The sequence below is a fragment of the Psychrobacter sp. NC44 genome, from assembly GCF_904846655.1.
In the GTDB taxonomy this organism is placed as follows: domain Bacteria; phylum Pseudomonadota; class Gammaproteobacteria; order Pseudomonadales; family Moraxellaceae; genus Psychrobacter.
This window is the reverse complement of record NZ_CAJHBN010000010.1, coordinates 38,703-51,254: the sequence shown is the minus strand read 5'-3', so window position 1 is coordinate 51,254 and position 12,552 is coordinate 38,703. Positions and strand designations below refer to the sequence as shown.

General features: G+C 40.6%; 11 protein-coding genes and 2 tRNA genes. 8 read left to right on the top strand and 5 right to left on the bottom strand.

Annotated features, from left to right (window positions below; translation table 11 throughout):
- The first annotated feature begins 272 nt into the window (after positions 1–272).
- From JMX95_RS08840 to JMX95_RS08825, 4 genes are all read left to right on the top strand, one after another.
- Positions 273–1,610 (top strand): PIN-like domain-containing protein, encoded by a 1,338-nt coding sequence (locus JMX95_RS08840; RefSeq protein WP_109591992.1) that lies wholly within the window; start codon positions 273–275, stop codon positions 1,608–1,610.
- Between the two features lie 55 nt (positions 1,611–1,665).
- On the top strand, positions 1,666–2,079 hold the full coding sequence (locus tag JMX95_RS08835; protein ID WP_227676018.1) for a hypothetical protein: 414 nt from the start codon (positions 1,666–1,668) through the stop codon (positions 2,077–2,079).
- A gap of 122 nt (positions 2,080–2,201) precedes the next feature.
- A tRNA-Ala gene (locus tag JMX95_RS08830) sits at positions 2,202–2,277 on the top strand.
- Positions 2,278–2,424: 147 nt separating this feature from the next.
- A tRNA-Glu gene (locus tag JMX95_RS08825) sits at positions 2,425–2,500 on the top strand.
- A gap of 160 nt (positions 2,501–2,660) precedes the next feature.
- On the opposite strand, the gene JMX95_RS08820 is transcribed toward JMX95_RS08825, so the two are convergent.
- Positions 2,661–2,960, bottom strand: a complete 300-nt coding sequence (locus JMX95_RS08820; protein WP_109591994.1) for a peptide-binding protein — start codon at positions 2,958–2,960, stop codon at positions 2,661–2,663.
- Between the two features lie 284 nt (positions 2,961–3,244).
- Between JMX95_RS08820 and JMX95_RS08815 the strand changes: the two genes are divergently transcribed.
- Positions 3,245–3,898, top strand: coding sequence for a LysE family translocator (locus JMX95_RS08815; RefSeq protein WP_109591996.1), 654 nt, complete (start codon positions 3,245–3,247; stop codon positions 3,896–3,898).
- Between the two features lie 70 nt (positions 3,899–3,968).
- Positions 3,969–5,309: a HEPN domain-containing protein gene (locus tag JMX95_RS08810; RefSeq protein ID WP_109591998.1), complete on the top strand. Its 1,341-nt coding sequence runs from the start codon at positions 3,969–3,971 to the stop codon at positions 5,307–5,309.
- Positions 5,310–5,372: 63 nt separating this feature from the next.
- On the opposite strand, the gene acnA is transcribed toward JMX95_RS08810, so the two are convergent.
- A complete protein-coding gene (gene acnA / locus JMX95_RS08805) occupies positions 5,373–8,171 on the bottom strand; it encodes an aconitate hydratase AcnA (protein WP_109592000.1) in 2,799 nt (932 codons plus the stop codon).
- Between the two features lie 460 nt (positions 8,172–8,631).
- On the opposite strand from acnA, the gene JMX95_RS08800 reads away from it, so the two are divergent.
- Together JMX95_RS08800 and JMX95_RS08795 are read left to right on the top strand one after the other, a co-directional pair.
- Entirely contained in the window at positions 8,632–9,348 is a 717-nt protein-coding gene (locus JMX95_RS08800; RefSeq protein ID WP_193007540.1) for a metal-dependent hydrolase, read from the top strand.
- Between the two features lie 45 nt (positions 9,349–9,393).
- Positions 9,394–9,981, top strand: coding sequence for a YchJ family protein (locus JMX95_RS08795; protein ID WP_201560600.1), 588 nt, complete (start codon positions 9,394–9,396; stop codon positions 9,979–9,981).
- 12 nt (positions 9,982–9,993) lie between these two features.
- On the opposite strand, the gene JMX95_RS08790 is transcribed toward JMX95_RS08795, so the two are convergent.
- The 3 genes from JMX95_RS08790 to JMX95_RS08780 are packed head-to-tail and all read right to left on the bottom strand — an operon-like array spanning position 9,994 to position 12,512.
- Positions 9,994–10,902, bottom strand: coding sequence for a class II glutamine amidotransferase (locus JMX95_RS08790; RefSeq protein ID WP_201560599.1), 909 nt, complete (start codon positions 10,900–10,902; stop codon positions 9,994–9,996).
- Positions 10,903–11,214, bottom strand: coding sequence for a putative signal transducing protein (locus tag JMX95_RS08785; RefSeq protein ID WP_227676017.1), 312 nt, complete (start codon positions 11,212–11,214; stop codon positions 10,903–10,905).
- A gap of 50 nt (positions 11,215–11,264) precedes the next feature.
- Positions 11,265–12,512 carry a homoserine kinase gene (locus tag JMX95_RS08780; protein WP_201560598.1) on the bottom strand — a complete coding sequence of 416 codons (1,248 nt, stop codon included), beginning with the start codon at positions 12,510–12,512 and terminating at the stop codon, positions 11,265–11,267.
- Positions 12,513–12,552 lie beyond the last annotated feature (40 nt).

Here is a 12,552-nt window from a genome sequence, read left to right as displayed (position 1 = left end):
ACACTTACTTAGTTTACCAAAAAAAATTTTAAATAAAATATTCTATATTTAATTAATAATAAAACTAAGTTACAACCTCTCGTTTTTAGATAGTTTCTGGTGCGTGTCAGTAATGATATTGCAATTAATCATAAGTAGATCTGAAATTTATAAAAATTAAATTATCTATTGAAGTTGATATTCTAATAATAGAAATATGCATTCTAAACTTTCATTACCTCCATTATAAAAAATACTACTTTTCAATTAAAAATCGGTTAAGGTAATATGCCATGAAAAATATGTTTAAACAGTATGATTATAATTTTACAGAGCAAGAATACCGTCATATTTGGGAAAATTCTTTATTTATTTTTGATACCAATATATTACTCAATCTTTATAGATACCAAGATAGTAGTAGAGATGAATTTATAAAAATTCTAGAAAGTCTGGATGATAGAATATGGATTCCTCACCATGTAGCTCTCGAATTCAAACGTAATAGATTAACGACTATTAGAAGCAGAACGAATTTACTTATAGAAGCAAAAGAAGCCATAAATAAATCGCAAAGCACTTTAGTATCGGAATTAAATAAATTACAGATAAAGAAAGTACACTCGCCAATTGATGTTGACAATATTAAAGAAAAATTTAAATCGTTAGGTGATGAACTAATAAGAGAAATTAATAACACTATCAACGATCAACAAAAAATTAATGAAGCCGATCCTCTTGAAGAAAAGATAGATACGATTTTTGATAATAGAGTTGGGAGCGCAGCTTACACTCAAGAAAAAATAGATACTTTGTACAAAAATGCTCAAGTTAAATATAAACTAAAAATATCTCCAGGCTATTTAGATGAAAAAAAAGATGAAGTTTGTGTAGACAATCAAATTGTTTATCAGAAAAAGTATGCTGACTATCTTATATGGCAACAGATATTGGACCATGTAAAAGAAGTAGAACTAAAGGATATTATCTTTGTAACGGATGATAATAAGGCAGACTGGTGGTTAGAAGTTGCTGTATTTAACGGTAACTCTCAAACAAAGCATCGACAGCCAAGACCTGAACTACTTGATGATATGTATAACCATGCAGAAGTCAAAAATTTTCTAATGTATGACGCAGAGTTTTTCCTTAAATATTCTAGAGATTACCTAAAAGCGAGTGTTTCAGAAGAAACTTTGCAGGAGGCAGGTGAAACAAGAATACTATTGAACCAGCTTATAAATAGTCAAGCTCAGAGTAATCTACAAGCTGAGCGTATTCTACAATCTGAATCATATTTGAGAAAAATAAAGGGGATTCTAAAACTCCAACGCCACAAACAGAGCCATGAATTTGAAAGGTACGAGAGTCATTCACCTAATGATGAGCAAATAATATATTGTGTAGAATGCTCTAGTGATAGCATGATACCTGAAAAGAATAGTGAAACAGGATATCGGTGCGTTTACTGCGATAACGAATATAGTGATGATATAGAAAGTGATTGTACAATATGTGGTATCACATGGCCTTCTGATGATTTACGAAGAGTTGTATGGACTGATGAAGGTGATGTAGAGATAATTTGTCCACGATGCAGAAGAGATCCTAGCTATGTCAAAGATGACTAACTATCATTAGGTGAAATTATAGTTGTAAAAATAGCTTTACCGAAAGAGAAGTATTATGAATTCGATAATCCAAACTACATTAGAATATTTACTGGATGCTAACATGGCCGCCAAAACCGTCACGATAGAAAGCAAAGATTATGTCTTTAACACGCTCAAAGAAGCACAGAAATATTATGACGCCATCGTAAAAGAGCTTTATGATGCACAGCTTACCCTGACAAAGGGTCAAGATTTCGAAGATTTGAAATGGATATATACTACTTACTGTGGTTATACCAATCATAATCTAGACAAATTAAGCAAGTTTGACATCACTGGCTTTAAAGGTATAAGAACCGTCAGAGAAAAAGGCGGTCAATACATACCGACTGAATGCAGTGCTATTATCTTTTCTGATGGCAGCGAAGAAGAGTTTTTCACCGATAAAGCCATCAAAGAGATCTCTCTTAAGCAAAATCCACGCTAATTTGGGCATATTAAGCAGCTAAAATAGCTTTAAACGCTTTTTTTCAAATATTTATGCATTATTTTTAAAATAGTAGTTGACAGGACTGCCGGTCTTGCATAAAATACGCACACTCTTAGCGAGGGGCTATAGCTCAGTTGGTAGAGCACTTGCATGGCATGCAAGGGGTCAACGGTTCGACTCCGTTTAGCTCCACCATACTATTTATTGCAACGCTCAGTACTACTGAAACGTAATCATAAATACTCGCTAGTAGGACGATATCAGCACCTAGGCAATGCTTATTTATTAAGCTATCTGATATTGTGAAATACCGTTGTAACCATTGGTTATAACACTCTATGCGTCCCCATCGTCTAGAGGCCTAGGACACCGCCCTTTCACGGCGGTAACGGGGGTTCGAATCCCCCTGGGGACGCCACTATTCGGCGTCACTTATTAGCACTTTTGCTTAGCATCAGATTAGACTAGTAAGCGAACAATAAAAAAGCCCAGTCATCATACGGTGACTGGGCTTTTTTATGTCTATTGGTTTTGTTATATCCAGTTCATTATAGTTTGGATAAGCTGAAATTAATATATCAACGATCATAACAAGAGACAAACTCTCTAATCGCCCAGCCCCAATGCCTGTATTCGCCCTTGTAATAGCCTTCTAAATATACCCACGGACGATTTTTATTATCATAAGTGGTATCTGTGACATACACCTCGCGATCATTACGCAGCTTATTAATAACCTTGCCATTAGGTTCATCACGAATATTTAATGGAGTACCCGTCGGATCTGTTACTTTGCAAACTCTCTCGGCATGCGCGGCATTTATCCCAACCGTCGTGGCCAAAACAGATACAGCAATGGTATAAGCCAAACGTTTCATCTTAAATCCTTATTATCAACAAATGTCTTATTAATCTCTGATATCTTATCAGAGTTCACATTGCGGTATCTGCGATTTTATAAGATATTTACGTTTTATTGATTTTGATAAAGACTGAAGCCATAACCTGCTTTATGGTTTTTAATATCAGTATTTATTGAATGATTTATTCTATTGCCAACCCGTAAGATCCTCGCTACCATCAATCCTATAAGAATTTTATAGAATGTATAAATACTTTATAACGTAAAAATTTTTAGGCTTAACACAAGGACGTTTTAACCATGTTCGGGATTGAGAACTATCTAGGGTTTATCATGGCAGCTATTTTGTTAAACCTGACCCCAGGCACGGATAGCATGTACATCATTACCCGTAGTATTTCGCAGGGGCAAACGGCAGGGTTTTATTCTGTGTTGGGTATTACTTCAGGCATTCTGGTGCATACGCTACTGGCTTCGCTAGGATTGTCCGTGTTGCTGGCTAACTCCCCTACGGCATTTATGCTCGTAAAATATATTGGTGCCAGCTATTTGTGCTATCTAGGCGTCAAAATGCTCATAAGTAAACAACAGCCTTTGATAGCCGCGAGTTTGCAGGATGACGAGAAGCCAAAGCCCGTTCAGCCTTTAGATCACTGGCAGATATATAAGCAAGGTGTGCTCACCAATACCTTTAATCCAAAAGTTGCATTATTCTTTTTGGCGTTCTTCCCTCAGTTTATCGATGCCAGTTATGCTTATAGCATGGTGTCGTTCGTCATTTTAGGACTGACCTTTGCTGTCACTGGCTTTATATGGTGCTTATGCTTAGCATTATTGGCGTCAAAATTCAGTGAGAACCTGAGAAAAAAGCCCTCTATCGAAGCCATTTTAAACAAGATAAGCGGTGTGGTATTTATTGGCTTGGGAATTAGGCTGTTGACTGAGAAGGGTTAAATAAACGTTTTTAAATTATTTATGTGGGTTAAGGCATGCTAGTCATCCATATTAGCTAAGGTATAAATCTATGAGCGCTGCTAATCAAGATATTGAAGACTTGAACTTCATTATAACTGAAGCAATAAGACTTAATAAATTATCTAGACTAGATCCTGAGTTATATAAAAGTGATTTTTACAATGATATTGATTGTATAGTTTCTTCTTTAAAACCACCCCAAGACATAGGTGAAATTGATCACACGTTAATCCAATTCAATTTTTCATCAGCTGCTCAGAAAGTATTAGAAAATATAGCCAAAAGGCAATATAGACTTACTGAAGGTGTAACAGTACTTGATTTAGAAACTGAGATTAGAAACTCCATATATATACATTTAAAGAATAATGGTAGTTTTGATTCACCCGGCTGTATGAAATTACTCGCAAGGGCACAGAAAAGAGCGAAGAGAAGTAGGAAGCAGATTACTTACTTCTTTCCGTTTAATGCAGTTGGTTTGAGCCCTGAAAAAGAAATAAATATTGGGAATTTAAAAATAATTCATAAAGATAGCATTTACGCTAAAGTCAAAGAGGATGACCATTATCGTTTCTTTATAAAGAGTAATGAAGATATCTTCAATTGTCTATTACATATACCTATACCAGAGAGCTCTAGTAATCTTAGTAAGCACAGAGCAGAGAATGTCGCAAATTTCATATATGGTGTTATTAGAGTTTTCACCACATCCTATCACTATAAAGCCGATCAAATAATATTGTTGAATCATCCTTTTCATAAAGATACTACTCATTATATAGCTAGTAGCAATGATGATTACTGGATTGAAGGCTCCTATTTGTTCAATGAGGATTTAAAGGAATTTTGGGATTTATTCGAAGAAGACTTAAAGTCTGATATAGGAACTGTTATAAGCAAGCTTGCTAATCATGCAAGCTCTATCAATAGCAAAGAGTGCTTAGCAGACCGCTTAATTGACGCATTCTACTGGTTTGGAGAGGCAGCAAAAGATAATAATGAAAACTCTCAAATTATTAAACTTGTCACTGCGATGGAAAGATTAGTCACTTTATCTGATAAAGATATAACAAATAATTTCTGTAATCGTATAGCTTGTACCATTGCTGTTTATCATGGTGATCTAGATAGATGGAAGAGTGATTTGAGCAAAATATATGACCTCAGATCAAACTTGGTCCACGGTTCTCGAAGTCTATATAAATCATATAGCTTACCACTAGATTTTAATCCGTTTCAATTAGCTTACCGCACTATACTTTCTACTTGTATATTGTTTGATAAAGCAGGTTTAGAGCTTTCAGTTAACGAGAGTAAATTAAGATATATATATACTGAACTAATTGAGATTGGTAAAGACGATAAATATAAGCAGAAGAAAAGTCCATAAAAAAGCCCAATCCCCTACTTTGACTGGGGTTGGGCTTTTTGTCATACTAAGCTCAATTGACTATTACGCTGCGTTTTTGCTCTCAGCAGCTAACTGACGTAGCACATAGTGCAATACACCACCATGACGCACGTACTCGCGCTCTTTTGGCGTCTGTAGCATGACATTGACATCAAAGCTCTCAGACGAACCATCGGCACGTGTAGCCGTAACTTTGGCGGTCTTGCTTTCGCCATTATCTAGACCAGTGATGCTAAGCACTTCAGAGCCGTCTAGATTATAAGTTTCTGCATTTTCACCGTCTTTAAAGGTCAATGGCAACACACCCATACCGACGAGGTTTGAGCGGTGAATACGTTCGAACGAGCTAGTCAATACTGCTTTTACGCCAAGCAAAATCGTACCCTTCGCTGCCCAGTCACGGCTAGAACCAGAACCATATTCTGCACCGCCAAGTACCACGAGCGGACGCTTATCTTCTTTATACTTCATTGCCGCATCATAAATCGCCATTTCTTCGCCGTCTTGAAGCGTGGCGCTATCACCGTTAAAGTAATAGGTATAACCGCCCTCTTTGCCAGCCATCATGGTATTTTTGATACGGATATTGGCGAAAGTACCGCGCGTCATTACCGCGTCATTACCACGGCGTGAGCCATAGCTATTGAAGTCGGCTTGCATTACACCGCGCGCTTGCAAGTACTTACCTGCTGGCGAGTCTGGATCGATATTACCCGCTGGTGAGATATGGTCAGTGGTGATTGAATCGCCGAACAGACCCAAGATACGCGCGCCTTCGATATCAGGAATACCTTCTGGCTCCATGGTCATACCATCAAAGAACGGCGGGTTTTTGATATAAGTAGACGCTTCGCTCCACGGATACAACTGGCTATCGGCTGAGCTAATAGCGTTCCATGCGGCACTACCGTCAAACACTTCGCCGTAATTTTTGCGGAACATATCCGCATCGATATTATTGGCAATCAGCTCATTGATCTCATCTGACGTTGGCCAAATATCTTTTAAAAATACGTCATTGCCATCTTGATCTTGTCCTAACGGCTGCGTGGTCAGGTCAATATCCACTGTCCCGGCTAGTGCATAAGCAACTACGAGTGGTGGTGACGCCAAATAACTGGCTTTTACGTGCGAGTGGATACGACCTTCAAAGTTACGGTTACCTGACAACACGGCAGCAGCGACTAAGTCTTTTTCTTCGATACCTTTTTCAATCGACTCTAAGAGCGGTCCTGAGTTACCGATACAAGTGGTACAACCATAACCCACTAAATAGAAGCCTGTTTTTTCAAGCTCGTCCATTAGCTTAGATTTTTCAAGATAATCGGTGACGACTTTCGAACCGGGTGCCAATGAGGTTTTGACCCAAGGCTTGGCTTTTAGACCTTTTGCAGCGGCTTTTTTCGCCACCAAGCCCGCGCCAATCATCACCGCAGGGTTTGAGGTATTGGTACATGAGGTAATCGCTGCGATAACGACAGAACCATCACGCAATTTATGGCTCTTATCATCGATATTGACGTCAGAGAAAACATTAGGCTTAGCATAGAGTCTATCCGCTTGCTCTTGCTCGCCGCCTTCTTCATCAAAGCGTACCTTGCCTTCGACTTCTGACTTGCGGTCTTTGGTCATTTTTTCTAAAGCTTCGCCAAATTTTTCGTGCATATCGGATAAATTGATACGCTGCTGTGGCAAGTTCGGACCGGCAAGTGCGGGCTGTACTGATGATAAATCTAGCTCTAATTTACTTGAATAAGTCGCTGCTGGCGTATCGGCATCGTGCCATAAGCCTTGCGCCTTGGCATACTTTTCGACCAACTCAATCTGGCTTTCTTCACGACCTGATAGACGCAAATAATCAATCGCCATTTGGTCAATCGGGAAAATACCACAGGTTGCCCCATATTCTGGTGACATATTGGCAATCGTCGCACGATCCGCCAGTGGCATACTGTGTAAGCCTTCGCCATAAAACTCAACGAATTTACCAACCACACCATGCGCACGTAGCATTTCAACCACACGCAATACCAAATCCGTCGCAGTAACGCCTTCAGTGAGTTTACCTTTTAGCTCAAAGCCGACCACTTGTGGAATCAGCATTGATGACGGTTGACCAAGCATTGCCGCTTCCGCTTCAATACCGCCGACACCCCAACCAAGCACGCCAATACCATTAATCATCGTCGTGTGGCTGTCAGTACCAAATACCGTATCAGGATAAGCCGTCAACTCGCTTTTACCATCAACATTGACATCAGCAGCCATTACAACACGAGCTAAGTATTCAAGGTTAACTTGATGCACAATACCCGTCGCTGGTGGTACGACCACAAAGTTTTTAAACGCATTACGACCCCAATGCAGGAATTCATAACGTTCATTGTTACGTTTAAATTCAATTTTTTCGTTCAAGTCTAGTGCATCTTCTCGGCCATAAGCATCGACTTGTACAGAGTGATCGACAACCAATTCACTCGGGATAAATGGGTTAATTTGCTCAGCACGACCGCCAAGCTCTACTACGGCATCACGCATCGCTGCCAAATCGACAACTGACGGTACACCCGTAAAATCTTGTAAGACCACACGGGCTGGCATAAAGGCGATCTCTTTTGACGCTTCTGCGCCTGCATCCCAGTTAGCAACCGCTTCGATATGGTTTTTGCCGACAGATTGACCATCATCTTCATTACGTAATAGGTTTTCTAAGACGATTTTCATGCAAAATGGCAATTTGCTGATGTGCTCGAAAGTTTCGGTCAGCTTTGGCAAACTGTAATAGGCATGTTCCTTGCCATCGACCGTAATGGTGTCTTTTACATTAAAAATATCACTCATGGTAGCTTCCTTATCGTTGTTATAGATCCTAAGCCTAAACGGTTATAGGTTTATGCTGAGGATTGGTGGCTAGATAGATGATTGTACGAGTTGCATTCAAAATCGTTATTATTTGACACAATACAATATAAAGTTGAGTTAACAAAATAGCTAAGCGACTCTTTAGGACTTAACAATAACGCTCTTTTACCATAACAAAACGGCGGCGCTTTGTTAACGTCTAGACGTTGTCAAATCGTGGCATAATCGTAAACGTAACAAGGGTTTAACGCTCTATTATTAAGTATCAATATATTTTCCAAAGAAATATTAGAATCAAAGGTAGTGGGTAAACCGGTCGCGGCATACGAGCCTTATCTATTAGACGTTTGGCTGCGCTATGCTATTATGGTGCGCTTTTTTACCGCTAGGCAAACGCCTCGAAACAATCGTTTCGCGCGCTATTTATTGATGAGTTTTTATGGCAAATTTTAACACCCACCTGAATGTTGCATTCATGGTCAGTGGTACGCTCAGTTTGACGGTTTATAAAGCGGGATTGATTGATGATTCGGGGTTTTTAGTTTGCGTGGCGCTCGGCACTATCGGTGGGCTGCTGCCTGATTTGGATTCTGATAATTCGACACCGATTAAACTTGGCTTTAATATCACCTCATTTATTTTTGCCTTTGGTTTGGTCATGCATTGGCGCAGTGAACTGAGTTTGCTCGCCCTGATTGCATTATGGCTAGCAGGCTACGGCTTTATGCGTTATGTGGTTTTCTCTATTTTTACCAACATGACCGTGCATCGCGGTGTGATTCACTCCGTGCCTTATATGGCAATTTTGGGTTTGGGGCTGACTTATTTAAGCTACTACGTCTTGCACCTTCCACTGACGGCAAGCTGGTTTTACGGTTTATTTTTATTCGGTGGCGCGCTAGTGCATTTAACATTGGACGAGCTATATAGTGTTAACTTATCGAATATGAAAATGAAGCGCTCATCAGGTACAGCGATGAAGTTTTATCAGCCTAAAGATAAGTGGTGGTATTTATTACTATATACACTGCTCGCCATGTTGGTCTATTTTGCCCCGCCGTTTGATGCGTTTTGGCAGCAGCTGCGCGACCCAGCACCATGGGCACAGCTAAAAGTCGGCATATTGCCAGAACTGATAAAAAGCATGCTGCGATAAAGATACGGTAAAGCAGTAAAACCCAAGCGAAAATGAGAATAAAACATGCAACCTAATCTACACGTTTGCCCTTGCCAAATTCATCCATCATCAAGCGCTATCAGCTCACCCCTACTGTATAAAGATTGCTGTCAGCCTTATCATGAGGCTGTTTATAATGATGCTCTTTATAATGGTGAAGTTGGCAAAGCAGAGGGTATAAAAGCGGAGACAGCCGAACGTCTCATGCGCACGCGCTATAGTGCCTTTGTTTTGATTAAGCCAGACTATATCATCAAGACCACCCTGCCAGCACAGCAAAACTTATTGGATATCAAGGCGATTGAATCGTGGGCAAAAGAGACAAATTGGGCAGGACTAGCAATCGTAGCGCACACGCCAAAGCTAGGCAAACGCCATGCGCAAGTTGAGTTTAAGGCTTATTTCAAGCCAACTAATAATGCAAGTACTTTAGAAGAGAAAGTGCAGGCGCATCATGAATTGTCTGCCTTTGTGAAGGTGACAGACAAAATCAATAATGATGCACGCTGGTATTTCTTAGATCCAACTGTTTCAATGTCTGTCAGCCAAAAGCAACCGTGTGTTTGCGGGTCGGGTGAGAAATTTAAGCGGTGTTGTGGGATATATATTTAACCTATGTTAACTCTAAACGCTCGCCCCAACTGACCGTGCCACCGCAATCCCCTCCTCAATCGTCAAAAACTTACGCTGACTTGGGCTGTCTTTATAAATAACATCACCATCTTGGAATATTAAGCACTCATTGACAGCCAACTGCTGCCATTTCTCATTTTCAGTGAGCGGAACAGTGACTAAGATAGTAACTTTATCCGTATCTGTCGTCACATCGCCAAAGTTAATGGCTAAATCATCATCTGCCAACTTCGCCTCGCCAAACGGCGCTTGACGCGTGAGATAAAACAATAAACTCCCCGCATAAGCCAATTGCCAGCTACCATTCGATATCAAGCAATTAAACAAGCCATTGGCAGATAAATAACGACATTGGGTGGTCAAAAAATTAAACAGCGTTTGGTCATCAGGACGCGATTTAAAGCTACTTTTTAAACGATTAACAAGGTAGCAAAACGCCATCTCAGAATCGGTTGAACCGACTGGCTGGCAATGTGAGGCATTGCCGTTGTCTTGCAAGCGCTGACAGCGTTTGATAAATTCGCTATTCATTTGCCCATTGTGCGCAAATACCCACTGCTCACCCCAGACTTCGCGGACAAAAGGATGGGTGTTTGCCAAACAATTCTGCCCTTGGGTCGCTTTACGAATATGAGCGATGACATTCATGGCTTTGATTGGATAGTTATTAACCAAATCAGCCACGGGCGATAAATGGCTTGGGCGATTGTCATGGAATAAGCGTAGACCAGTTGAAGCATTCTCTGGTTTATCACTATTAGTGCATTCGCTACGCTCAAAAAATGCAATACCAAAGCCATCTTCATGACTATCAGTCATGCCACCGCGACGACGAAACCCTGCAAAGCTAAAACCAATATCCGTTGGGGTATTACAGTTCATTCCTAAGAGTTGACACATTTATACTTCACCGCCGTTATTGTCGTCTTGTGCAGAATTTAAAGTAGGGTTAATTTTGGCGGCTGACGTTTCATCAAACACCTCATAAGGCGTTGCCCCATCGGTGTCAATATTTGCCAAAATGCGCTGTGCATGCGCCAAATCAGTATCCTGTACCCACAGCACAATCCCAGAGTTCATACCGGGCATCGCACTCAGCGGTTGCAGAGACACCGTAATACCATTGTTACGAAGCAGATTGGCATGCAGTTCACCTTGCATATTGGTGTCGTAGCGTGCCAGCTTGTGCCAGTTATCAACTTGATCGGTCATGATAAATTCCTTTTAAATATTTATAAATATAACTCGTTGCTATCATTCTATTAGCAACCGAAACCTTGTGACCAATGAATTTGATTTAACGGATAAGCATCAATATGAAAACCGTTTGGATACTCTTTAAAGCCAGATTGTGATTTTAATTGCTCAATAGCAGCTTGTGCTTGTTGCTCAGTCGCAAACACACCGATTATCTTAAAATCTTCGACATCGTTATTTTTATCATCGTCTTTATAACGTGCATGCTCTAGTACAAATACGGTACTTTGCGCTTTTTCAACATGTGACCAATGATAAGCGGCAAGGCGTTTCATCAGGTCAGGATTTTTGACCATGATATTATCGCCCGTACGACCTTCGGTACGGTTGTAGTGAATAACGTTGAGACGTAATAGCCAAAAAATCACCGCCGCTTTGGCGAGCATCACTGGTAACGCGCGTTTTTCATCTTCACCGAGCATGCGTTTCGACTCATAGCCTTGCAAGAAAGCCGCCATTTTGCTGCGGTCAAAATTCACCGACTCACCCTGCTCAGCATCGCCCCACGTGGTACAAAAATCATTAATGGTAATGGCAATATCCATCACATAATGCTCGACGCTAACTTCGGTAAAGTCTAACAACCCTGTCAGACGTTCTTCACCTTTTTGGCTATTATTTAACGATAAGTTCCATAGCGTGTTATCGGCAAACATGTCTAAATGACACAAGCCTTTTGGTAATGTCGCAAGCGGCAAATCCGTATAAGACTGCCAAATATCACTCATCAATTTGGCTTCGTCAGCTGGCATAAACTGCCTTTCACGATCGCGCACATCCGCCCATGGATATAAAGGTACGCCATATTCTTCCGCAGGTTGTAGTGCTTGCAATGTCTCATGCAGCATCGCTAAAGCGGCGCCAATTTCATGACACATCGCTTGTGTGGTTTGCTGTGGATGCGAGCCTGCTAGGCATGGCACTAAGGTAATCGCTTTATTGTCATAGCGTATGACATAGCATTTTTCTGCGCTATCAGCGCCTAAATCAAGCAATGATAACGGCGCGGCGACCGGTAATTTACCGTCCAGTTGATTTAAGATAATCGCCATTTTTTCGATATCTTCTGGTGGACGCTCTTCAAACAAGGTAAACACATAAGAGTGTGCGCCATCTACATCGTCAGTCGTCTGAATAAACCAGTTAGAGTTTTTGATACCTTGGGTGATCGGAATGGCACGCGCGAATGACACGCCAAAACGCTGGCAAAAAGCGGCAAACTGGTCATCGGTTAACTGGGTATAGACGGACATGACATCTCACTTATGGCAATTAAAAGAAGGTAAATAGGAT